Genomic DNA, 23083 nt, shown 5'->3' with positions numbered 1-23083 from the left:
GCATGGACGTTCCCTTCCTGCGCTCGACCCTCGCCGCCGGCCTGCTGCTGGTCAGCGCCAGCGCCCTGGCCCACACCATGAACCACGGCAGCGATGAACACAGTGGCGGCTTCACCCCGGTGCCGCCGGACACGCCCTACCTGCAAGTGCTGCACAAATGCGTCAGCCCCCAGGACACCGAGGGCGACCAACTGCTCTCGGGCCTGGGTGGCACCCGTTACCCCCTGGTCAGCCTCAAGCAGCCGGAGCAGGTCCAGGCCTTCTACAGCCAGGGCATGGCCCTGCAATACGGTTTCAATTTCTCCGCGGCGATCCGCGCCTTCTACCAGGCCAGCCGCTTCGACGAAGGCTCGGCCATGCCCTATTGGGGCATCGCGCTGTCGGCCAACTCCAACATCAACAGTGTCGCCACCACCGGTTGCAACCAGTTGGCCTACCGCTCGGTTCAGATCGCCCTGGAGCACGCCAGCGCCCGGCTCAAGGACAGCGCCGCACAAGCCACCTTCAGCCAGCGTCAGTTGCAGCGCGAGGTGGACTACGCCAAGGCGCTGCTGAGCCTGTATAGCGAAAAGGACGGCCAGGTCAGCCTTGGCGATGAGGGCAACAAGCGCTACGCCGACGCCATGAAAAAACTGTCGGAAGACTACTTTGACGACCTGGATGCCGCGACCCTGTACGCCGACGCCCTGCTCAGCCGCGACCCGTGGAAATGGTGGGACGGCACCGAGGCCGTATCCAATCAGGTCAAGCCGACCGACGCCGCCTACGAGGCCCTGCAAGTGCTCAACCGGGTACTGGTCCAGGACCAGCAGCACACCGGAGCCAATCACTTCTACATCCACGCCATCGAGGAATCACCCTTCCCCGACAGCGGCCTGCCCATGGCCAATCGCTTCCGCGACCAGAACCCGGCCATCGGCCATCTGGTGCACATGGCCTCGCACATCTACCAGCGCACCGGCAACAACAACCTGGCCAGCGTGGCCAACTACACCGCCGTCTCGGTGGACCGCGCCTACGCCCATCAGGTCCAGCCGCAAAGCCCCTACGCCTTGCACTACCTGGGGCACAACATCCACTTCCTGACCTGGACCCTGTCCATCGAAGGCCGGAAGAACGAATCCATGAACATGGCCGAGGAACTGGTGGAAAACACCACCCGCTACGCGGCCGTGCCCTTCCTTTGCCAGCAGTACCCCGAAGAGCTCAAGACCAAGAGCGACTACTTCTACGCGGTGCCCTACTACTTCGCCGTACGCTTCGAGGACTGGGACGCCCTGGCACGGATCGAACCGAAGATCGACGCCGGCCTGGCCACCCTCAACCAGACCTGCCGCGAGGCCAACCAGGGAACGGACAAGCCCTGGCAGGACTTGACCAAGCCCTACACCCAACTGATGAAGGCCTATGCCCTGGCGTACCGGCAACTGAGCGCCCAGAACCTCAACCAGGACCAGGCCCGTGATGCCCTCAAGGGTTTCTGGCAGGCCGTCGCTACCTCGCCCCAGCCCCTGACCGGCAAGGACGCCCTGCAATATGGCAACAATCCCGCGCTGCAGCTGCTGCGCATCGCCAACCTGACCCTGCTCGACCGCGCCCTGACCCGTGCCGCCGGCCCACTGGATCTCGCAGCCTTCAAAAACCTGGGCAACCAGGTATTCAACAACGCCAAAGAGGGCCTCAACGCTGACCTGCAGGCCCTGACCGGCGATGCCGGCCAGCAGCAGATTGCCGCCTGGCGCAAGGCGGTGGAGGTGCAAGACGCCCTGGCCTACAACGAGCCGCCGGACTGGTACTACACCCTGCGCGAGTCCCTGGGTTATGCCTTGCTGGCGCAGAAGCGCTATGCCGAGGCGGAACAGGTGTTTCGTGAGGATCTGGCGGGCAACCGCCTCAGCGGCCGCTCCCTCAACGGCCTGAAGCTGAGCCTGGCAAACCAGCCCGGCAAACAGGTCCCGGCGTTGCTCGAAGAGCAACTGCAAACCGCCTGGCGCAATGCCACGGTGAGCCCGGCGCCGCGGTTGTAGGCCTGAGGCAAAGGCTACCAGGGGCGGGATCGCAACCGCGGGCGACCCTGCCCCTGGGCAACCTCAGGCAACGACTAGGACAAACCCCGCGGATGACGAGGCCAGGGCCAATACCAGCGCAAGCCCCGAGGCCGCAACAGGCGTTCGTAGAGCATCCACAGCATGCCCAGCAGCATCAGCGCCACATGCCCCTGTTCCAGCAGCACCGGCAACAGCATCAGCGGCCAGCAGGAACCTACGCACCAAGCCCCGGCGGACAGGCCAAAACCCAGGCAGTCCCTCAGATAGCCCAGGCCAAAGGCACAGATCCGCGGCTGCCGGTGGCACTGGTTCAGGCAATGTTGCTTGAACGGCGAGGCCTGCCAGACCAGGCACAACAGCAACACGGCAAAAAAACCCTGCCAGGCACTCAGGCCGAACCACACCCGGACCGCCACCACTAGCCCCATCAGCACCACGCCTGCCAGGCTCCAGACCGCGCCGAAGCCCAGCACGAACAGGGCAACGCCCTGCCAACGCTTGCGCCGCAAGCTACGGTGCCAGACGTAGAGCAAGGGCTGCACCAACAGCAGTGGCAGCATGGCAAGCAGCATCAGCCACCAGCCCTGCAACAATTGCTGCGGTGGATTGAACAGCAACGCCTGCTCGATGCCCCGCCAGCCCAAGGCATAACCGGACAACGGCAGGCTGCCGCAGAACGACGGAATCGACAGCATCGCCGTCGACCCCAGCAACCACCCCCACCCCACCAGGCTGATCAGCAGCAACCAGGGACGCGGGTTCTGGCCAAAGGGTCGCAGGCCACGTAGCACGCCCCTCAACCGCCCAACCGGGTGAGGCTGACCCGCGATACCGTGATCTGGTCCTCGGCAGGCACCGCCGCCCTGGACACCAGGCGGATATTCAACTGATCCGCCGAGGTGATGCCCCCCAGGTGCAGGGCATCGATGATATCGGTGATCTCGAACACCTCGGTGATGCCGTGCCCGCCGTGCTCGTGGTCGGTACGACTGGCATCGCTCACGCCGAACAACGACAAGACCCCGGCCCGCAGCTCCGGATGCTGAGCCGGATCGGCATCGGCCGGCAGGTTGACATAAACCTCCAGCAACACCGCATCGCTGTTGCCGCGAATATTTTCCAGGTTGAGAAATACCCGGTCCGGCGGCGTAAGGCTGGCAGCGAACAGGTTCGACTTCAGGCTGCTGAACACCTGTTGCGCGCCCTGCTTGTCCAGTTGCACTGAGGTCTGCACCGAGTGCCCGACGATTTCCAGCGGCGCACGATTGGCCCCTATCACTTCTGTTTCCGGTTCCTTGGCCATCAATGCTCCGCTGGCGCTGAAGTTCTGCAATTGATCGGTTGCCAGCCCCAGGCGCTGCAAGCGCTGGTGCAGACGGTTGCCCTGGCTCTTGGCGGGAGCCGTGGTGTCGTATCGATAGTTGAGCCTGGGCGCCAGGGTATCGAGCACCTCCGCCACCTTGAACTTCCATGGTTCGCCATCGACCTGGGGCACGATAAAGGGCCGGCTCAGTTTGTCGGGGCCGTTGTACCAGTTGGACTTGTCGGGGTTGCTGTGCTCCTCGGGGCTGTCCAGCCAGACCTGCCACAAGCGGTCGATATTGGCATGATGCAGCCAGAAGATCGGGTCCAGCGCGGCGGTATTGGGATAGCTCATCAGGCCACGAACCGTATACCGAGAACCGTCGGGAGCGGTTCGCACCTGATCGCGGCCACCGACTTCGGTATGCACGACGTTGTGCGGGCACGACTCCAGGCCGCCTGTGACACCGCTTCTAAGCAGGGTTTTCGGGGTACCGCCAAAGCCGGGCGGGCTGCCTTCGCTGCCGCCCTCGTACCTCGGGTCGTCCAGACAGCCGAGACCGATCAGGCTGCCATCGAGCACGACGTTGCCGTCGCCCAAAAGGCCAAAGCGCTTTTCAACATACAGCGGGTTGGGCCCCTCATTGTTTGGCAGGGTCTTGGCGGCAAAGCACGCGGGCAGGTGCAGGGACTGCTGCCCCTCGTTGTAATTCCAGTAAGGCAGCGCCCAATCCTTGGGACCACCCAGCTGGACGACCACATCGCGGACGATCTGTTCGAAGGACGCCAGGTAACCGCGGTGCCAGGGCAGGAAGAACCAGTTGCCATGCTGGCACTGGTCCCAGTACAGCAGCTGTTCCGCCTCATTGGGCAGTGCCTCACCGGCCTTGAGGTAGCCGTCCATCCTCCACCACGACTCGGAGAATCCGTGAATCGCCGCGAGGAATCGCCAACTGGTGCGATCGGTGATCGGGCGCTGGAGCAGGACGCCCACCGCCCTGGCATACCACAACAGGGTCGGGTCCCAATCGCCGCTCAATTTCCCTACATCACGCCGTATATAAACCATGATTTATCTCCCTGAAAAGGCTCCGTTGCGGAGGGAGCGCTCGCTCCGCTGGCAACGCTAGATCAGGTGATATCAATCTGCCTGCCCGGCCCCGGTAAAAGCGGACCGATGGCAGGCCGTTCGGCGGCTCGGTTCAGCGCCCGGAAAAACGCAGGCGCGACAGCTGGCGCAGGTCGCCTTCCAGGTAATAGTCATCGCTCCAGTGGTCGTCCACCGCCAGAGGCCGGACCTGCTTGAGGGCCAACTGCCTGGCGAAGTAGCGAAACCGGTAATGCTCATAGAAGCGCAGCAGTTCCAGGCCGTAGCGATCCGCCAGATCGGTGTCGCCACGGATGATCAGGTAGTTCTCGTCATTGCTCTGGCTGGCGCCGACGCTGAGGTTGTGGCTGCCGCTGATGATCACCGGAGCCTCGCTGGTGAAGTCGGTCACCAGCGCCTTGGTGTGCACCAGCAGGTTGCCCCTCTGGCCCTTCAGACCCTCCTTGAGCCAGCCTTCCAGGCCCTTGTTGAGCAACGCGGTGGCGGCAAACTCGGCGGTGCGATCGGCGTGGAAGCCGGTGATGCGACTGGCCGTGTTTTGCAGGCCATAACGCAGCACATCGTCGTGGGGCTGGCCGAGCAAGGCGTCGAGAATCCTGTCGGGCAAGGCGAAGGCGGTGACGAACAGCAAGTCGCGGCGGGCGCCGTTGATGATGTCGACGAACTCACTGAGATCGCCCTGCCCCCTGCGCGGGGAAAAACCGGCGAACAGCGGTGCATCCGGCTGCATGGGATTGTCCTGGGTCAACCATTTGCGCGTGGCCCCCACGTCCGTCGGCGCCTGCCAGATCTGCTCGAACACCTGTAGATAGCGCCCGGCAATGTCCGGGTGATCGAGGCTGTGCAGCACATTGGCCTGGCGGTAGACCCCGTTGGCGGTGAAGTTGGTGCTGCCGCAGAGCACCGCTTCGGGCTGACGCTGGCCGGCGGCGTCGAGGCGGCTGAGGACGATGAACTTGTCATGGAAGATCCCGTGGGTCACCCGCCCACGTTTGCTGTGCTCGGGCAGGTGCTGCAGGCTGGCCTGGTTCTGCGTGGTGTCGTCGTCCCCGGGGCCGGCGTGGTACAGCACCCGCACTTGCACGCCACGGTCGAAGGCGGCGTTGACCGCGTCAACAACGGCCTGCAACTGGTACTCGTAGATGGCGATGTCCAGGCTCCAGCTGGCATCCGTGGCGCGCTGGATAAACCCCAGAAGCGCCTCCAGCAGACCGTTTTCCAGCCATTGCCGCGGGGCGTCGGGCCAGGACTCGATGGGCAGTTTCTTGTTGTTGCTGAGCAACGCATCCAGTTCCGGAAACTTGCGCGAGAAGGCCTGGCTGGCGGCCACGGCACGGTTGAAGATCACCTGCTGCCCCGGCGGCTGGCCGTTGTCGGCGGTGATGCTCAGTTCCAGGGCCTCCCCCAGTTGCGGCGCATCGGGGCTGCCGTAGGCCAGATGCACCCGATAGTTGAGGGTGGTGCCGGGGCGGACCGCGTAGTCGGCCCAGCGAAACTTCTGCAGCGGCGCCTGATCGCTGGGGGTGGCGTTGTATTGGGGGAAGGTATGGGTCTTGCCGGGGAAGGTCAGGCTATTGAACAGAAACAGCCAGGGCTTGCTGCCGACCTGCTTCTCGATGGCGAAGCCCAGCAGCCCCTTGCGCCGTGACGCATCCAGATCCATGGCCAGCAACACCCCATTGGTCCCGGCATAGGCCTTGACCCGGAAATCGTCCTTATCGTTACGCACCAGTACCCGCATCGCTTCACTCCTGTGTTGGCGCTGGCAGTGTAGCCGCTGCCGCAGGCTGCGAACGGGCCCGAAGGGCTCGCAGGGGCAGGCTCCGCGTTGTTTCTGGGAAGGATTGGGGGCCTTTGCGCCGACTGCGTCGGCGGTCGCAGCTTCGCAGGCTCAGCAGCGGCTACAGGGTTACGGGGTTACGGGGTTACGGGGTTACGGGGTTACGGGGTTAGAGGCTACAGATCGAGGTGGTGGTAGGCGGCGTTGAGGCGTGTCGCCAGTTCGCGGGCGCGGCCCAGGCGGATCGGGCCGCGTTCAATGTCGAGCAATAAGGTCGGGCAGTTCAGGGGCTGCAACAGCGGCAGGGTTTTCAGGCGGCCGTCGGTGATCAGCAGTACGCGCTGCTGTTCCGCCGGCAGGCGCCGCTGGCGCTGTTCCAGCCACTGGGCCGCTTCGCTCAGGGCTTGTGGCAAGGGCGTGCCGCCAGCAGCACCGAGGCCATCGAGCCAGTGCCGCAGGTCCTTGGAGGCTTTCAGGCCCTGGACCTGCCAGCTCGGTGCGCGGCCACTGGCGGTAAGCAGGGCCAGGCGCGCGCGCTGGCGGTAGGCGTCGTCGAACAGTTGTGCCAGCAAACCCTTGGCGTCGCTCAGGGCGCTGTGGCGGCGGGTCGAGGCCGAGGCGTCGACGATCACCAGCCACAGTTCATGGGGCGCGCGGCTGCGCAGGCGAAACAGCAGGTCTTGGCGCAAGCGCGGCCGGCCCTTGAGCAAGGTGCCGGGCCAGTTGATGGAACCGGCGCGGGCCTCGCGGCCTTTGCCTTGCCGGCCATGATCCAGGTGCCCCGCCCGGGGCTTGGCATCCGCCCCCCGATCAGTGCGGGGACGGATGCCTAGGGCTTTTTTGGCCAGCTGGGCACTTCACGCCGGGCGCCGGTGGGCAACGCCTGGGCCGGCATTTCGCCCCATTGGCCCTGGCCTTCACTGGGGTTGGCGTTGGCTGACGCCGGCGTCTGGGGGCTGGACTCCGATTGCGGCGCACTGGGCGCCGTCTCTCGGCGGCGGTGGCGCAAGGCAAACTCGGCGACCGCGTCGATGTCTTGCTCGGCGATGGCGCTGGCACCGCGCCAGGCGGCGTGGGCCCGGGCGGCTCGCAACCACACCAGGTCGGCGCGCAGGCCGTCGACGCCTGCAGCGAAGCAACGCTCGGTGATCAGCTCCAGGGACAGGTCATCGAGGGCGATGGCCGGCAGCAGCGCTCGGGCCTGCTGGCAACGCTCGCGCAACGCCGTTTGCGCCTCGGCCCATTGGCCGCAGAAGCCCTGGGGATCGCTGTCGAAATCCAGGCGCCGGCGGATGATCTGCCCGCGCTCCTGCGGCGCGGGCTGGCCGCTCAAGGCGACGTTGAGGCCGAAGCGGTCCAGCAGTTGCGGACGCAGTTCGCCCTCTTCCGGGTTCATGGTGCCAATCAGCACGAACTTCGCCGAATGGCGATGGGAAATACCGTCGCGCTCGATCAGGTTGGTGCCGCTGGCGGCCACGTCCAGCAGCAGGTCCACCAGGTGATCGGGCAGCAGGTTGACTTCATCGACATAGAGCACACCACCGTCCGCCTTGGCCAGAACCCCCGGTGAGAACTGCGCCCGGCCTTCGCCCAGGGCGGCGTCCAGATCCAGGGTGCCCACCAGGCGCTCTTCGGTGGCGCCCAGGGGCAAGGTGACGAACTGGCCGCTGGCCAAGAGATCGGCCAGGCCCCGCGCCAGGGTCGACTTGGCCATGCCCCGCGGACCTTCGATCAGCACACCGCCGATCTTCGGGTCGATGGCGGTCAGGCACAGGGCCAGTTTCAGGCTTTCGGCGCCGACCACGGCGGACAGCGGAAAATGGGGGGTGTCGCTCATGTCGGGGTCTCGCTCAAGGGTTGTGCAAACATCAGGGGGTGGCCGCTGCTACAGGTTGCGATCGACACCGCAGAGCCGTCGCGAAGAGGTTCGGGGCGGTAGCAGGTGACGTCGACGTCGTCGGCGTTCACAGCCTGCGGCAGCGGCTACAGGCTCAGCTGTCTTCTTCAATATCCAGCAACAGGTGCTCCAGGGCTTCACGATAATCGCCGGGCTCTTGCCACAGGCCGCGCTGCTGGGCTTCCAGCAGGCGCTCGGTCATGTCGCGCAGGGCGTGGGGATTATGCTGGCGGACGAACTCGCGGGTCGAGTCGTCCAGCAGGTAGGCGTCTGCCAGCAAGGCGTACTGGTGATCGTCGATCAGCTCGGTGGTGGCGTCGAAGGCGAACAGGTTGTCCAGGGTCGCGGCCATTTCAAAGGCGCCCTTGTAGCCATGGCGCTTGACCCCTTCGATCCACTTCGGATTGGCCGCCCGGGAGCGGATCACCCGGTTCAGTTCTTCCTTGAGGGTGCGGATCTTCGGCAGGTCCGGCTGGCTGTGGTCGCCGTGGTAGCTGGCAGCCTTGGCCCCGCTGAGGCTTTCCACCGCGGCCAACATGCCACCCTGGAACTGGTAGTAGTCGTTGGAATCCAGCAGGTCGTGCTCGCGGTTGTCCTGGTTCTGCAACACCGCCTGCACCTGGCTCAGGCGGGTGGCGAACTGCTCGCGGGCGGCGGTGCCTTCGTCGCTGCCGCCATAGGCATAGCCGCCCCAGTTCAGGTAGACCTCGGCCAGGTCCTCGCGGCTCTGCCACAGGCGACCGTCGATGGCACCCTGGACCCCGGCGCCATAGGCCCCGGGCTTGGCGCCGAAGATCCGCCAGCCGGCCTGACGCGCGGCCGCGTCCTGCTCCAGGCCAGACGCAATCAAGGCCTCGCGCTCGGCGCGAACCCTGGCCGCCAGGGGGTTCATGTCCTCAGGCTCATCGAGGGCCGCCACCGCTTGCACCGCTGCGTCGAACAGGCGGATCAGGTTGGCGAAGGCGTCGCGGAAGAACCCGGACACCCGCAGGGTCACGTCGACCCGCGGCCGGTCCAGCAGGCTCAGGGGCAGGATCTCGAAATCGTCCACCCGCTGGCTGCCGGTGGCCCACACCGGGCGCACGCCCATCAGGGCCATGGCCTGGGCAATGTCGTCGCCGCCGGTGCGCATGGTGGCCGTGCCCCAGACCGACAGGCCCAGTTGCAGCAAGTGATCGCCGTGGTCCTGCAGGTGGCGTTCGAGAATCAGGTTCGCCGACTGGAAACCGATGCGCCAGGCGGTGGTGGTGGGCAGGTTGCGCACGTCCACCGAATAGAAGTTGCGTCCGGTGGGCAGCACGTCCAGACGCCCGCGGCTGGGTGCACCGCTGGGCCCTGCGGGGACGAAACGCCCGCTCAAGGCGTCCAGCAGGCCACGCATTTCCGCCGGGCCGCATGCGTCCAGGCGCGGCGCGACCACTTCGCGCAAGGCGTCGATGATGACCCGTACCGGCTCCCAGCCCGGCTCATCCAACTGTGCCACCGGGCCCTGGAGCGCGGCTTCGATCAATGCTGCGGCGTACAGTTCCAGGCGTTCGCGCACATCGCCCGCCGTACGCCACAAGGCATCGCTGAGCTGTCGCAACGGCTGCGGGCGGCGCCCGGTCCAGGGTTCGGCCAGGGCGCAGTCCAGCGGATCGAAGCCCAGGTCGAAAGCCTTGGCCAAGGCCCGCAGCAGACTGGCATGGGCGCCCTTGCCATCGCCCCGGGGAATGCGCAGCAGGGCCAGCAGGGTGTCGATGCGCAGTCGGCCGCCGGGGGATTCGCCGAACACGTGCAGGCCATCGCGGATCTGCGATTCCTTGAGGTCGCACAGGTAAGTGTCCAGGCGCGGCAGCCAGATCGCCGCGTCGGCGTCGCTGTCCAGCTGTTCGCCCAGTTGCAACTCACGGTCGATGTGGGTCTCGCGCACCAGTTGCAGGATGTCCCGTTGCAGCTCCCGAGCGCGACGTGGGTCCAGCAGTTGGGCTTCGTAGTACTCGTCCGCCAGCAGCTCCAGGTTACGCAGCGGGCCGTAGGTTTCGGCACGGGTCAGCGGCGGCATCAGGTGGTCGATGATCACCGCCTGGGTGCGGCGCTTGGCCTGGGCGCCCTCCCCCGGGTCGTTGACGATGAACGGGTAGATGTTCGGCAGCGGCCCCAGCAACGCATCCGGCCAGCAGTTCTCCGAGAGGCCGACACCCTTGCCCGGCAGCCATTCCAGGTTGCCGTGCTTGCCGACGTGGATCAGCGCATGGGCGCCGTAGGTCTGGCGCAGCCAGAAGTAGAACGCCAGGTAGCCGTGGGGCGGCACCAGGTCCGGGTCGTGGTAGACCGCGCTGGGGTCCACCTGATAACCCCGGGCCGGCTGGATGCCGACAAAGGTCAGGCCAAAGCGCAGGCCGGCGATCATCATCCGCCCGTCGCGGAACATCGGGTCTTGCTGCGGTGCGCCCCAGCGCTGCAGCACCGCCTCGCGGTTGGCGGCGGGCAGGGCCTGGAACATCAGCGCGTAGTCGTCCAGGGCCAGGCTTTGCTGACACGGGCGCTGGTCGAGGCTGTCCAGGTCATTGCTGACCCCGCCCAGCAGTTGCCGGATCAGCTCGCTGCCGCTGGCGGGCAACTCGGCCGGCAGCGGGTAGCCTTCGGCGTGCAGGGCCTTGAGGATGTTCAGCGCCGCAGCCGGAGTGTCCAGGCCGACGCCGTTGCCGATGCGCCCGTCGCGGGTCGGGTAGTTGGCCAGCACCAGGGCGATGCGCTTGTGGCCATTGTCCAGGCGCCCCAGCTCGACCCAGCGCCGGGCCAGTTCGGCGACAAAGTCCATGCGCTCGGGCTGACCGCGATAGCAGACCACGTCCGACTGGCTGCGCTCGCTGCGCCAGGCCAGGTCCTTGAAGCTGATGGGCCGGCTGATGATGCGCCCGTCCAGTTCCGGCAAGGCGATGTGCATGGCCAGGTCCCGCGGGCCCAGGCCTTGCTCGCTGTCGCGCCAGCCGGGCTCGTTGTCCTGGGCGCAGATGGCCTGGATCACCGGAATGTTGCGGCGGAACGGCCGCAGGTGCGGGGCTTCGGGGCTGGATTGGGCAAAGCCGGTGGTATTGAGGATCACCCCGGCCGCGGTTGCCTCCAGCCACTCTTCCACCTGGCTCAGGCAGCCGGGCTCCTTGAGGCTGGCCACGGCGATCGGCAAGGGGTTGAGCCCCGCCGCCTGCAAGCGCTGGCAGAACAGGTCGATAAAGCCGGTGTTGGCCGCCTGCAGGTGGGAGCGGTAGAACAGCAGCGCCGCCACTGCTTGCCCTTGCTGCCAATCGGCCTGCCAGTCGCTGAGAGTGGCCTGGCTCTTGTGTGGGTGGTAAATCGCCGTGCGTGGCAGGGTCTGCGGCTCGCTCCAGGGATAGTCGCGCCCCAGCAGGCCGCTGGCCAGGCAGCGGTAGAAATTCAGCGCGTTGTCGCGCCCGCCCTGGCGCAGGAACTGCCACAGGCGATCGCGTTCGACGGGGCCCACGGTGCTCAGGTCGCTGAGCTCCGGGTCCGGACGATCGTCCCCCGGCACCAGAATCAGTTGCACCCCGCGCTGGGACAGCTCCACCAGCCGCTCGACGCCGTAGCGCCAGTAGCCGATGCCGCCGTGCAGGGAAATCAGGATCACCTTGGCGTGGCGCAGCACCTGGTCCACATACAGATCCACCGAAGCGTGGTTCTGCACCTGCATCGGGTTGGCCAGGCGAAAGCTGGGGTAATCTCCGGGCAACTGCTCGGCGGCATCCGCCAGCAGCGCCAGGCTGGAGTCGCCGCTGCACAGGATCACCAGCTCGGCGGGGGTTTGTCCAAGGTCGGCAATGTTGTCATCCGACACGAAACCGCCGGGCTGGGTCCTGAGCAGGTGCATGGCTTACACGCTGAGGGCGGCGCGCAGTTGCGCTTCGAGTTGGGCGGCGTCCAGTTCCTGGCCGATCAGTACCAGGCGCGTGGTCCGGGCTTCGTCAGCGCCCCACTTGCGGTCGAAGTGCTTGTCAAAGCGCGTGCCCACGCCCTGGATCAGCAAACGCATCGGCTTGTTGGGGATCGCGGCAAAGCCCTTGACCCGCAGGATGCCGTGCTTGACCACCAGCTGGGTCAGGGCGTCCAGCAGCAGGCTTTCGTCGGCCTGGGGCAGTTCGATGGAGATGGAGTCGAAGGCGTCGTGATCGTGATCGTCGTGGTCGTCGTCACCGTCGTGGTGGTGATCGTGGTGGCTGTGGCGACCGTCGATGTGTTCCTCGGAGCCGGCACCCAGGCCCAGCAATACGTCCAGGGGCAGGCGGCCGCTGCTGGCTTCGATGACCTTGACCGCCGGCGGCAGCTCTTCGGCCACTTCCAGGCGCACCTTGGCCAGGTCTTCGGGGTTGATCAGGTCGGTCTTGTTGAGGATCACCAGGTCGGCGCTGGACAGCTGGTCGGCGAACAGCTCGTGCAGCGGCGATTCGTGGTCCAGGTTGGGGTCGAGCTTGCGCTGGGCGTCCACTTGCTCGGGGAACGCGGCAAAGGTGCCAGCGGCCACGGCCGGGCTGTCGACCACGGTGATCACCGCGTCGACGGTGCAGGCGCTGCGGATTTCCGGCCACTGGAAGGCCTGGACCAGGGGCTTGGGCAAGGCCAGGCCGGAGGTTTCGATAAGGATGTGGTCCAGGTCGCCACGGCGCGCCACCAGTTCGCGCATCACCGGGAAGAACTCTTCCTGCACGGTGCAGCACAGGCAGCCGTTGGCCAGCTCGTAGACCCGGCCGCTGGCCTCTTCCTCGGTGCAGCCGATAGAGCATTGCTTGAGGATCTCGCCATCGATGCCCAGCTCGCCGAACTCGTTGACGATCACCGCGATGCGCCGGCCCTGGGCGTTGTCCAGCATGTGCCGGAGCAAGGTGGTCTTACCCGAGCCAAGGAAGCCGGTGACGATGGTGACGGGAAGTTTGGCCAGTGTTTTCATCGGATGCCCCTTGGCAAAGGTGGCGGGCATATGGGACGAGAGCCGCAGCGCAGAGGCGCGCGGAGATTTCGCCACCGGATCACCCCGCCCGGTTGTAGTGAGAATCTGGGATCGAGGCAGGTCTCCTGGCTGGGGGCTTGCCAGTCATTGGACTGGCGGTTTCTGCGCCTTCCCGCAGGCGTTACGAACGCCAATGCAGTGGCCTTGCAGAAATGAAACCCTTCACAGTTGCGGGGGCAGCCGCGGCATCGACCGCGTTCCCTTCTTAGCTTCGACCGCTGGCCGAAGAACCTCGAAGGCGCAAGGCTACGCAGAGCGCGGGGGACGGTCAATCGGCAATACACCGGCATCCGCAATTGACGACGTTACCCCGCCCATGATTTGCTACGCGCCTTGTTACGGGTGCCCTTCACAGGGTGAAACGGGAAACCGGTGAATCACGTGCTTTACTAAAAAGTCGTGACCAGTCCGGTGCTGCCCCCGCAACGGTAAGCGAGCGAAGTGTCAGATCCACTGTGCCAAGGCATGGGAAGGCGACACTTGTCGGCACGGCATGACACATGCCCTGCCCCTCGCAAGCCCGGAGACCGGCCCGCAACACACACATAACAAACCCGCGGTGGGCGGGCGCTGTTGCAAACCCTGCGTGCTCCTCACGCGGGGTTTTCCTGCGCTCCTCCCCCGCCGACACTCCAAAGGGAAGCGCCATGTCGATCATCAGCAGCACCAGCCACTCCGCCAGCAGCACCTCCACCCTGAGCCAGCGCCTGGTGGCCGCCATCGGCGCTTCGCTGCTGGGCGCCTGCCTGGTGTACTTCGCCGGTTTCTCCCATATCGAAGCGGTGCACAACGCCGCCCACGACACTCGTCACAGCGCTGCTTTCCCTTGCCACTGAGACCTGCCGACATGATCAAGCGTATTGCACAAACCGCAGGCTTCAGCGGGTTGCTGGCGGCCTTGCTGCTGACCCTGCTGCAGAGCTTCTGGGTGGCCCCGCTGATTCTGCAGGCGGAAACCTATGAACAGGCCCCGGCCGTGGAGGCTCATGAACACGCCGCAGGCGCCATGGCCGGCCACAGCCACGACGCCGAAGCCTGGGAACCGGAAGATGGCTGGCAGCGGGTGCTGTCCACCACCGGTGGCAACCTGGTGGTGGCCGTCGGCTTCGCCCTGATGCTGGCTGGGCTCTATACCCTGCGGGCGCCCAGCCGCACTTCCCAGGGCCTGCTCTGGGGCCTGGCCGGTTATGCGACTTTCTGCCTGGCGCCGACCCTGGGCCTGCCGCCGGAGTTGCCGGGCACCGCTGCCGCCGATCTGGTGCAGCGCCAGGTCTGGTGGATCGGCGCTGCCGCTTCCACCGCCGTGGGCCTTGCCCTGATCGTGTTCGCAGGCAACTGGCTGCTGAAACTGCTGGGCGCCGCCATCATCGCCGTGCCTCACGTGATCGGCGCACCACAACCGGAAGTGCATTCGATGCTGGCCCCGCAAGCACTGGAGACCCAGTTCAAAATCGCTTCACAGTTGACCAACGCCGCCTTCTGGCTGGCCCTCGGGCTGATCAGCGCCTGGCTGTTCCGGCGCAAGAACACGGATCCGTACTCGGCATGATCGAGGTGCGCGCAGCGTCGACCCTGGTGGTCGGCCTGGGCTGCCAGAAAGGCTGCCCGGCGACCACGCTGCGCGCGCTGCTGGATCAGGTGCTGGAAGCCCATCGCATCGATACGCAGCAGGTTTTCGCCCTGGCGAGCATCGACCTGAAACGGGCTGAGCCCGGACTGCTGGAGTTGGCCGAACAACTGGCATTGCCGCTGACCTGTTTCAGCAGCACGCAGTTGGCGCCTTATGCTTTGCGCCTGAGCCACCGTTCACAGATCGCCTTTGAACGCACCGGCTGCTACGGCGTTGCCGAAAGTGCCGCCCTGGCCATGGCTGAACAGCTGCATCCCGGCCCGGCCAAACTGCTGATCCCTCGTCAGAAATTTGCCCAGGCCACCCTGGCAATGGCCGCTTGCCGGTAAAATCCTCGATAATCCGCCGCCTTGATCATGAGCAATCTTCATTTGAAGCTGGCTCCAGCCCCTTTTTCACAGGACACAGCCATGACTGTCTATTTCATCGGTGCCGGTCCCGGCGATCCGGAACTGATCACGGTCAAGGGCCAGCGCCTGATCCATCGCTGCCCGGTGATCATCTACGCCGGCTCCCTGGTGCCCGAGGCTGTCCTCGAAAGCCACAGCGCGATACGAGTGATCAACAGCGCCGAGCTGCATCTGGAACAGATCATCGAGGCGATCAAGCACGCGCACGACCAGGGTCAGGATGTAGCCCGGGTACATTCCGGTGATCCGAGCCTGTATGGCGCCATTGGCGAGCAGATTCGCTGCCTGCGGGAGCTGGGTATTCCCTTCGAGATCATCCCTGGCGTCACCGCCACCGCCGCCTGTGCCGCCCTGCTGGGAGCCGAATTGACCCTGCCGGATGTGTCCCAAAGCGTGATCCTGACCCGCTATGCGGACAAGACCGCCATGCCGGCCGGCGAAGAATTCGCTAGCCTCGCGGCCCACGGCGCCACCATGGCGATTCACCTGGGGGTCAACCACCTGGAGAAGATAGTCACAGAGCTGCTGCCGCACTACGGCGCCGACTGCCCGATTGCCGTGGTACACCGGGCCACCTGGCCGGATCAGGACTGGGTCCTGGGCACCCTGGCGGACATTGCCGATAAAGTCGCGGCCAAGGGCTTCCGGCGCACGGCGCTGATCCTGGTGGGCCGGGTGCTGGCCACGGACGCATTCAGCGAATCATCGCTGTACCGCGCCGGGCACGCGCACCTCTATCGCCCCTGACACACACCCTATGTAGGGGCTGGCTTGCCAGCGAAGGCGGTCTTGGCATCGTGCAAGGCTTGAGGACCCATTCGCCGGCAAGCCGGCTCCTACGGAGGCTTTTTTGCGGGGAGCTGGTTTGCGGGCATAAAAAACGGCGCTCACGGGGCGCCGTTTTTTGTTCGCAGCGAACGCCTTAGTAGTAGGCGTTTTCTTTCTGCGTGTGGTCGGTGACGTCGCGCACGCCCTTGAGCTCGGGGATGCGCTCGAGCAGGGTGCGCTCGATACCTTCCTTCAAGGTCACGTCGGCCTGGCCGCAACCCTGGCAACCGCCACCGAATTGCAGCACGGCGATGCCGTCGTCAACGACGTCGATCAGGCTGACCTGACCGCCGTGGCTGGCCAGCCCCGGGTTGATCTCGGTTTGCAGGTAGTAGTTGATGCGTTCGTTGACCGGACTGTCGGCATTGACCATCGGCACCTTGGCGTTGGGCGCCTTGATGGTCAGCTGGCCGCCCATGCGGTCGGTGGCGTAGTCGACAACCGCGTCATCGAGGAAACCTTCGCTGAAGGCGTCGATGTAGGCGGTGAAGCTCTTCAGGCCAAGGGCCTTGTCTTCGGGTTTCTCTTCGCCCGGCTTGCAATAGGCGATGCAGGTCTCGGCGTACTGAGTCCCTGGCTGGGTAATGAAGATGCGGATGCCAATCCCCGGGGTGTTCTGCTTGGATAGCAGATCAGCCAGATAATCGTGGGCGGCGTCGGTAATGGTTATGGCGCTCATGGTGGTTCCTCGCAGACGTGGGCGCAGTTTACGCCAATCGACGCCGCTGACAAAGTCCTAGTATTTTTGTCGGGATAGACCTTGGTATAGGGCTTCCCCGGGGCCCGCCAGCGGGCGCCCCGAGGACAGATAGCGGCCCTGTATCAGAGGTTTTCGTAACGGTTCATGTCCATGACTCCGGCCTCGACCGGGTCGACTTCCTGCAGATAACGGGTCTGATCGTGGAAGTACTGCCAGAACTGCGGATGACTGCGACGAATCCCCCAGCGATCGACGATCTTCTCGAAGCCGGCGGCGTCCCTGGCCGCTTGCATGGCCTGGACAAATGCCGGCACCTGCTCGGTGGGAACGTTGAACATGAAGTTCGGATAACTGCTGAGAATGCCCGGAAAAATGGTCAGGGTGTCCAGACCCGGCTGGTAGCGTAGCGACTCGCCCAGCATGAAGGCCACGTTACTGTGGGCGCGATTGCGCAGCATGCTGTAGAACTCGCGCTTGCCGCTCGGGGCCTGGACCCGCAGCAAGGTGGCTTCCGGCAACTGTTCGATGACCTTGAGTCCCGCCGCCGGACGCGACGCCAGGCGGCTCAGGGCCTGATCGGCATCCTGCAACGCCGGGTCGATATTGGGCCGCGAGCAATAGGCACTGTCACAGCGATTGATCGGGTCCGGTTTGGCGTTGAGCTCGCCATAGCGAGCCAGCAACTGATGGGCGAAGTCTTTCTTAGGGTCCTTGGGGTCCAGTTTCAGGGCGCTGCGCTTGTCGTCGTCGATGGACTCGTAATCCAGCCACATCTTGAACTTGCCGCTGTTCTGGTACCAATCGTCAAGGAAATCCTCACGGGTGCCAGCGGGCATCAGGCGCAGGAAGTTCTGCTCGGCACCGTTGCGGATCAGGTCGAAGTACAACCGGGTCTGGGCCTGGTGGGAGACGTTGCCGAACACGTCAAAATTCACCGCCAGCTGATAATAAGTGCGCTCCAGCAGCGGGTAATCGAACAGCCACATCGTCTGCGGCACCTCGCCGATCAGGCCCTTGCTCACCGAAGCACTGTCGAAGTGGCGGAAGATGCTCAGCAGCGCGTTGTCGTTGCCGGCCCACAGGGTCGACCAGCTGGGGGCCGGAGAATCGGCATAGAAGTCGCGGCGCAGGGCTTCGTACTCGTTGCGCTTGTCGCGATAGGACAGCCACAGGCTGAGCACGCTGCCGACATCGTCGTTCTGCCCGGGCATGGCCAACAGCGGCGTGGCTTGGCCGCGATAGGCCGGATCGGTGATGTACAGATCGTGTTCCGGGGCCTGGAACAGCGCCCAGAAGTTGTCGCGGATCACATCGGTGGCGATCTGCCCGCGGCACACCGGACCACGAATGAAGGTGCGCACGAAGTATTCGGCGTTATCGAGCATGAACTGGTAGCGGGCCTTGGCCGGAATCGCCTCGAAGGTTTCAAACGGGTTGGCCCGGCGCCCTGGTCCGTAGCCCGGCAAGGCGCTGACCTGCCAGTCGCCGCTGTAGAACAGGGTCTTGACCCGGGCCATCTTCGCCGCGCTCAGCGGGTAGGTGATGTGGGTCTTGTGCACGATCACCCCTTGCACCGGCCACAGGCGGTAATACACCTGGGTGCCCGGGTCGTCGTTGGGGCGACGGGTGTTGATCAGGTCAATGGGCTGGCCGCTGGGGGTTCGGGAGCGCACCCACTGGAAGAAGTGCCCCGGCTCGCCGCCTTCGAAATAGACATGGGCCAGGAACCAGTGTTCGTAGAGCCAGCGCGCCACCAGGCTTTCCCGAGCGCCAGGGGCGTTGAGCAGGTTCTCCCACTGGGCCACTTGCAGGCTTTCCCGGGCACTGGGGGCCAGGCCCTGCTCGTCGATGGGCGCACCGGAGGCCAACCAGCGTTGCAGGGTCTGGTATTGCTGCTCGGTGAGACCGGTGACCGCCAGGGGCATGCCCTCTTTCGGGTGCGCACCGGCATAGGCGTCGAACTCCGCCGGCTGCGGGCACATGTTCTCCCGGCTCAGGCCCAGGACGATCTCGCTGGGCAACTTGGCATTAGGCTGCAGCGGGGTGCGATGACCGAGTTCGAGCATGCGCGCCATCAGTGCGGCCTGGCTGCCCTGGGCGTCGAGCACCGAAAAAAACCCATGGCGCTGCCAGGCCGCCTTGCCGCTGGCGTCATAGAACAGCCGGGTAGGCGCCTGCGCCTGACTCCGCTCGCCGTCGTACACCGGAATCTTCGAGGCACCGCGACCGGCCCCTTCGCCGCTGCCCAGGTTGAGCTGACAGGCGGAGTCGTAGCAGGCATGACAGGCCACGCACTTCTCGGTGAAGATCGGCTGGATGTCGCGGGTGTAGGAAATCGCCGGAGCCGGACCTTGGGCCATGCACACTGAACTGAGAAGCAGCAGCGCGCTGCTGACGATAAAACGAAACGGCATGTCCCTGGTCCCGAAAGAAAAAACGCCGCAATTCTACCGATCTCGCCCCACGACCAACATGAGCGATATTCATGTAAAACCCGTACATGCCGCAAATCCATGCAGGTTTGCTATGATCCACGCCCTTCGTTATGGCCCTACCAGGTAGTTCTCATGTCTGATCGCAGTGCTCGCCTCCACGCTCTCAAGCAAGCCCTCAAAGAGCGCATTCTGATTCTCGATGGCGGCATGGGCACCATGATCCAGAGCTACAAGCTCGAAGAACAGGACTACCGTGGCAAGCGTTTCGCCGACTGGCCCAGCGACGTCAAGGGCAACAACGACCTGCTGGTGATCACCCGTCCGGACGTGATCGGTGGCATCGAAAAAGCCTATCTGGATGCCGGCGCCGACATCCTGGAAACCAACACCTTCAACGCCACGCGCATTTCCATGGCCGATTACGGCATGGAAGAACTGGCCTACGAATTAAACGTAGAGGGCGCACGCCTGGCCCGCAAGGTGGCGGACGCCAAGACCCAGGAGAACCCGGACAAGCCGCGCTTCGTCGCCGGCGTCCTGGGCCCGACCAGCCGCACCTGCTCGCTGTCGCCCGACGTCAACAACCCCGGCTACCGCAACGTCACCTTCGATGAACTGGTGGAGAACTACACCGAGTCCACCAAGGGCCTGATCGAAGGCGGCGCCGACCTGATCCTGATCGAGACCATCTTCGACACCTTGAACGCCAAGGCGGCGATCTTCGCCGTACAGGGCGTGTTCGAAGAGTTGGGCGTCGAGCTGCCGATCATGATTTCCGGGACCATCACCGATGCCTCTGGCCGCACCCTGTCGGGCCAGACCACCGAGGCCTTCTGGAACTCCGTGGCCCACGCCAAGCCGATCTCGGTGGGCCTGAACTGCGCCCTGGGCGCCAGCGAGCTGCGTCCGTACCTGGAAGAGCTGTCGAACAAGGCCAGCACCCACGTCTCGGCGCACCCCAACGCCGGCCTGCCCAACGAATTCGGCGAATACGACGAACTGCCGGAGCAAACCGCCAAGGTCATCGAGGAATTCGCCCAGAGCGGCTTCCTGAATATCGTCGGCGGCTGCTGCGGCACCACCCCGGGGCACATTGCCGCCATCGCCAAAGCCGTGGCCGGTTATGCCCCGCGACAGATCCCGGACATTCCCAAGGCCTGCCGCCTGTCGGGCCTGGAGCCCTTCACCATCGATCGCAACTCGCTGTTCGTGAACGTTGGTGAGCGCACCAACATCACCGGTTCGGCCAAGTTCGCCCGGCTGATCCGCGAAGACAACTACACCGAGGCCCTGGAAGTCGCCCTGCAGCAGGTGGAAGCCGGCGCCCAGGTGATCGACATCAACATGGACGAAGGGATGCTGGATTCGAAGAAGGCCATGGTCACCTTCCTCAATCTGATCGCTGGCGAGCCGGACATCTCCCGCGTACCGATCATGATCGACTCCTCCAAGTGGGAAGTGATCGAAGCCGGCCTCAAGTGCATCCAGGGCAAGGGCATCGTCAACTCCATCAGCATGAAAGAAGGCGTCGAGCAGTTCATTCACCACGCCAAGTTGTGCAAGCGCTACGGCGCCGCCGTTGTGGTGATGGCCTTCGACGAGGTCGGCCAGGCCGACACCGAGGCGCGCAAGAAGGAAATCTGCAAGCGCTCCTACGACATTCTGGTCAATGAAGTGGGCTTCCCGCCGGAAGACATCATCTTCGACCCGAACATCTTCGCCGTGGCCACCGGCATCGAGGAGCACAACAACTACGCGGTGGACTTCATCAACGCCTGCGCCTACATCCGCGACGAACTGCCCTATGCCCTGAGCTCCGGCGGCGTGTCCAACGTGTCGTTCTCGTTCCGCGGCAACAACCCGGTACGTGAGGCGATCCACTCGGTGTTCCTGCTGTACGCGATCCGCAACGGCCTGACCATGGGCATCGTCAACGCCGGCCAGTTGGAGATCTACGACCAGATCCCACAGCAGCTGCGCGATGCCGTGGAAGACGTGGTGCTCAACCGCACGCCAAACGGCACCGACGCGCTGCTGGCCATCGCCGACCAGTTCAAGGGCGATGGCAGCGTCAAGGAAGCGGAAACCGAGGAATGGCGCAACTGGGACGTCAACAAGCGCCTGGAGCACGCCCTGGTCAAGGGCATCACCAGCCATATCGTCGAAGACACCGAAGAGTCGCGCCTGAGTTTCAGCCGCCCGATCGAAGTGATCGAAGGCCCGCTGATGTCCGGCATGAACGTGGTCGGCGACCTGTTCGGCGCCGGCAAGATGTTCCTGCCCCAGGTGGTGAAATCCGCCCGAGTGATGAAACAGGCAGTAGCCCACCTGATTCCGTTCATCGAACTGGAGAAAGGCGACAAGCCGGAGGCCAAGGGCAAGATCCTCATGGCCACGGTAAAAGGCGATGTGCACGACATCGGCAAGAACATCGTCGGCGTGGTCCTGGGCTGCAACGGCTACGACATCGTCGACCTCGGGGTGATGGTGCCGGCGGAGAAGATCCTCCAGGTGGCCAAGGAGCAGAAGTGCGACATCATCGGTCTGTCCGGGCTGATCACTCCGTCCTTGGACGAGATGGTCCACGTCGCCCGCGAGATGCAGCGCCAGGATTTCCACCTGCCGCTGATGATCGGTGGCGCCACCACCTCCAAGGCCCACACCGCGGTGAAGATCGAGCCCAAGTACAGCAATGACGCGGTGGTCTACGTCACCGACGCCTCCCGCGCCGTGGGCGTGGCCACCCAGTTGCTGTCCAAGGAGCTCAAGACTGGCTTCGTCGAGAAGACCCGGGAGGAGTACGTGGAGGTGCGCGAGCGTACCGCCAACCGCAGCGCCCGTACCGAGCGCCTGAGCTACGCCGCAGCCATCGCCAAGAAGCCACAGTTCGACTGGGCCAACTACCAGCCGGTCAAGCCAACCTTCACCGGCGCCCGGGTGCTGGACAACATCGACCTCAAGGTGCTGGCCGAGTACATCGACTGGACGCCGTTCTTCATCTCCTGGGACCTGGCCGGCAAGTACCCGCGCATCCTCGAAGACGAAGTGGTCGGTGAAGCCGCCACCGCCCTGTATAAGGACGCCCGGGAGATGCTCGATAAGCTGATCAATGAAAAACTGATCAGCGCCCGGGCGGTATTCGGCTTCTGGCCGGCCAACCAGGTGCAGGACGACGACCTGGAAGTCTACGGCGACGACGGCCAGCCCCTGGCGCGCCTGCATCACCTGCGCCAGCAAATCATCAAGACTGACGGCAAACCGAACTTTTCCCTGGCGGACTTCGTCGCGCCCAAGGACAGCGGCATCACCGACTATGTCGGCGGCTTCATCACCACCGCCGGGATCGGCGCCGAGGAAGTGGCCAAGGCCTACCAGGATGCTGGCGACGACTACAACTCGATCATGGTCAAGGCCCTGGCCGATCGCCTGGCCGAAGCCTGCGCCGAGTGGCTGCACCAGCAGGTGCGTAAAGACTACTGGGGCTATGCCCAGGATGAGCAGCTGGACAACGAGGCGCTGATCAAGGAGCAGTACAGCGGCATCCGCCCTGCCCCGGGTTATCCGGCCTGCCCGGATCACACCGAGAAGAGCACCCTGTTCGCCCTGCTCGACCCCGAGGCCAGCGAAGGCCGCGCCGGCCGCAGTGGCGTGTTCCTCACCGAACACTTCGCCATGTTCCCGGCGGCTGCAGTCAGCGGCTGGTACTTCGCCCACCCGCAGGCGCAGTACTTTGCGGTGGGCAAGGTCGACAAGGACCAGGTGCAGAGCTACACCGAGCGCAAGGGCCAGGACCTGGCCGTAAGCGAACGCTGGCTGGCGCCGAACCTGGGCTACGACAACTGACCCAGACTCTGTAGGAGCCGGCCCGCCGGCTCCTACACCAGCCCGCCATCACAGGCGACATTGTCTATGCTCTGTTGACACCCAACCGTGTCGAGGGATT

15 protein-coding genes and 2 riboswitches are annotated in these 23083 nt (G+C 64.9%); of the genes, 6 read left to right on the top strand and 9 right to left on the bottom strand.

Annotated features, from left to right (window positions below; genetic code table 11):
* Nucleotides 1–2: 2 nt before the first annotated feature.
* Entirely contained in the window at nucleotides 3–2027 is a 2025-nt protein-coding gene (locus PQT43_RS10630; protein ID WP_272753839.1) for a hypothetical protein, read from the top strand.
* Between the two features lie 74 nt (nucleotides 2028–2101).
* On the opposite strand, the gene PQT43_RS10625 is transcribed toward PQT43_RS10630, so the two are convergent.
* The 7 genes from PQT43_RS10625 to cobW form a co-directional block, all read right to left on the bottom strand.
* Entirely contained in the window at nucleotides 2102–2839 is a 738-nt protein-coding gene (locus PQT43_RS10625) for a copper chaperone (RefSeq protein WP_272753838.1), read from the bottom strand.
* 5 nt (nucleotides 2840–2844) lie between these two features.
* The gene (locus PQT43_RS10620) at nucleotides 2845–4419 is read right to left on the bottom strand and encodes a tyrosinase family protein (protein ID WP_267268471.1); all 1575 of its coding nucleotides are present in this window, start codon (nucleotides 4417–4419) and stop codon (nucleotides 2845–2847) included.
* A gap of 133 nt (nucleotides 4420–4552) precedes the next feature.
* Nucleotides 4553–6199 carry a phospholipase D-like domain-containing protein gene (locus PQT43_RS10615; protein WP_102881546.1) on the bottom strand — a complete coding sequence of 549 codons (1647 nt, stop codon included), beginning with the start codon at nucleotides 6197–6199 and terminating at the stop codon, nucleotides 4553–4555.
* Between the two features lie 215 nt (nucleotides 6200–6414).
* Nucleotides 6415–7014 (bottom strand): vWA domain-containing protein, encoded by a 600-nt coding sequence (locus PQT43_RS10610; protein WP_110596696.1) that lies wholly within the window; start codon nucleotides 7012–7014, stop codon nucleotides 6415–6417.
* A gap of 53 nt (nucleotides 7015–7067) precedes the next feature.
* The gene (locus tag PQT43_RS10605; RefSeq protein ID WP_110596695.1) at nucleotides 7068–8075 is read right to left on the bottom strand and encodes an ATP-binding protein; all 1008 of its coding nucleotides are present in this window, start codon (nucleotides 8073–8075) and stop codon (nucleotides 7068–7070) included.
* A 154-nt stretch (nucleotides 8076–8229) separates the two neighbouring features.
* Nucleotides 8230–12003 (bottom strand): cobaltochelatase subunit CobN, encoded by a 3774-nt coding sequence (gene cobN, locus PQT43_RS10600; protein WP_272753837.1) that lies wholly within the window; start codon nucleotides 12001–12003, stop codon nucleotides 8230–8232.
* A 3-nt stretch (nucleotides 12004–12006) separates the two neighbouring features.
* Entirely contained in the window at nucleotides 12007–13077 is a 1071-nt protein-coding gene (gene cobW / locus PQT43_RS10595; RefSeq protein ID WP_103739650.1) for a cobalamin biosynthesis protein CobW, read from the bottom strand.
* A gap of 98 nt (nucleotides 13078–13175) precedes the next feature.
* A riboswitch (cobalamin riboswitch) is annotated at nucleotides 13176–13387 on the bottom strand.
* Between the two features lie 73 nt (nucleotides 13388–13460).
* Nucleotides 13461–13687, top strand: a riboswitch (cobalamin riboswitch).
* A 97-nt stretch (nucleotides 13688–13784) separates the two neighbouring features.
* Here cobW and PQT43_RS10590 point away from each other — a divergent pair.
* The 4 genes from PQT43_RS10590 (at nucleotide 13785) to cobM (ending at nucleotide 15924) form a co-directional block, all read left to right on the top strand.
* Nucleotides 13785–13973 carry a CbtB domain-containing protein gene (locus tag PQT43_RS10590; protein WP_060839964.1) on the top strand — a complete coding sequence of 63 codons (189 nt, stop codon included), beginning with the start codon at nucleotides 13785–13787 and terminating at the stop codon, nucleotides 13971–13973.
* Nucleotides 13974–13984: 11 nt separating this feature from the next.
* The gene (locus PQT43_RS10585; RefSeq protein WP_102881551.1) at nucleotides 13985–14686 is read left to right on the top strand and encodes a CbtA family protein; all 702 of its coding nucleotides are present in this window, start codon (nucleotides 13985–13987) and stop codon (nucleotides 14684–14686) included.
* Entirely contained in the window at nucleotides 14683–15096 is a 414-nt protein-coding gene (locus PQT43_RS10580) for a cobalamin biosynthesis protein (RefSeq protein WP_102881552.1), read from the top strand. Before PQT43_RS10585 ends, PQT43_RS10580 begins: the two co-directional genes overlap by 4 nt.
* A gap of 81 nt (nucleotides 15097–15177) precedes the next feature.
* The gene (gene cobM / locus PQT43_RS10575) at nucleotides 15178–15924 is read left to right on the top strand and encodes a precorrin-4 C(11)-methyltransferase (RefSeq protein WP_272753836.1); all 747 of its coding nucleotides are present in this window, start codon (nucleotides 15178–15180) and stop codon (nucleotides 15922–15924) included.
* 175 nt (nucleotides 15925–16099) lie between these two features.
* Here cobM and nfuA read toward each other — a convergent pair whose 3' ends face one another.
* Together nfuA and PQT43_RS10565 are read right to left on the bottom strand one after the other, a co-directional pair.
* Nucleotides 16100–16684, bottom strand: coding sequence for a Fe-S biogenesis protein NfuA (nfuA, locus tag PQT43_RS10570; RefSeq protein WP_102864880.1), 585 nt, complete (start codon nucleotides 16682–16684; stop codon nucleotides 16100–16102).
* Nucleotides 16685–16827: 143 nt separating this feature from the next.
* Complete coding sequence (locus PQT43_RS10565) at nucleotides 16828–19119, bottom strand: fatty acid cis/trans isomerase (protein ID WP_272753834.1); 2292 nt, start codon at nucleotides 19117–19119, stop codon at nucleotides 16828–16830.
* Nucleotides 19120–19272: 153 nt separating this feature from the next.
* Here PQT43_RS10565 and metH point away from each other — a divergent pair, with 153 nt between their 5' ends.
* A complete protein-coding gene (gene metH, locus PQT43_RS10560; protein ID WP_272753833.1) occupies nucleotides 19273–22983 on the top strand; it encodes a methionine synthase in 3711 nt (1236 codons plus the stop codon).
* Nucleotides 22984–23083: the final 100 nt, after the last annotated feature.

The organism is Pseudomonas sp. BLCC-B112 (genome assembly GCF_028550695.1).
GTDB lineage: Bacteria > Pseudomonadota > Gammaproteobacteria > Pseudomonadales > Pseudomonadaceae > Aquipseudomonas > Aquipseudomonas danubii.
Note: the sequence above shows the minus strand (reverse complement) of the source record. Positions and strands in the feature narration are given on the sequence as shown.

What these genes read in the sequence shown, in the direction of transcription:
- PQT43_RS10585 (WP_102881551.1), top strand. Translation starts at nt 13,985, where the DNA reads ATGATCAAGCGTATTGCACAAACCGCAGGCTTCAGCGGGTTGCTGGCG.
- PQT43_RS10620 (WP_267268471.1), bottom strand. Translation starts at nt 4,419, where the DNA reads ATGGTTTATATACGGCGTGATGTAGGGAAATTGAGCGGCGATTGGGAC.
- nfuA (WP_102864880.1), bottom strand. Translation starts at nt 16,684, where the DNA reads ATGAGCGCCATAACCATTACCGACGCCGCCCACGATTATCTGGCTGAT.
- cobN (WP_272753837.1), bottom strand. Translation starts at nt 12,003, where the DNA reads ATGCACCTGCTCAGGACCCAGCCCGGCGGTTTCGTGTCGGATGACAAC.
- PQT43_RS10565 (WP_272753834.1), bottom strand. Translation starts at nt 19,119, where the DNA reads ATGCCGTTTCGTTTTATCGTCAGCAGCGCGCTGCTGCTTCTCAGTTCA.
- PQT43_RS10590 (WP_060839964.1), top strand. Translation starts at nt 13,785, where the DNA reads ATGTCGATCATCAGCAGCACCAGCCACTCCGCCAGCAGCACCTCCACC.
- PQT43_RS10630 (WP_272753839.1), top strand. Translation starts at nt 3, where the DNA reads ATGGACGTTCCCTTCCTGCGCTCGACCCTCGCCGCCGGCCTGCTGCTG.
- cobW (WP_103739650.1), bottom strand. Translation starts at nt 13,077, where the DNA reads ATGAAAACACTGGCCAAACTTCCCGTCACCATCGTCACCGGCTTCCTT.
- PQT43_RS10605 (WP_110596695.1), bottom strand. Translation starts at nt 8,075, where the DNA reads ATGAGCGACACCCCCCATTTTCCGCTGTCCGCCGTGGTCGGCGCCGAA.
- PQT43_RS10580 (WP_102881552.1), top strand. Translation starts at nt 14,683, where the DNA reads ATGATCGAGGTGCGCGCAGCGTCGACCCTGGTGGTCGGCCTGGGCTGC.
- cobM (WP_272753836.1), top strand. Translation starts at nt 15,178, where the DNA reads ATGACTGTCTATTTCATCGGTGCCGGTCCCGGCGATCCGGAACTGATC.
- PQT43_RS10615 (WP_102881546.1), bottom strand. Translation starts at nt 6,199, where the DNA reads ATGCGGGTACTGGTGCGTAACGATAAGGACGATTTCCGGGTCAAGGCC.
- metH (WP_272753833.1), top strand. Translation starts at nt 19,273, where the DNA reads ATGTCTGATCGCAGTGCTCGCCTCCACGCTCTCAAGCAAGCCCTCAAA.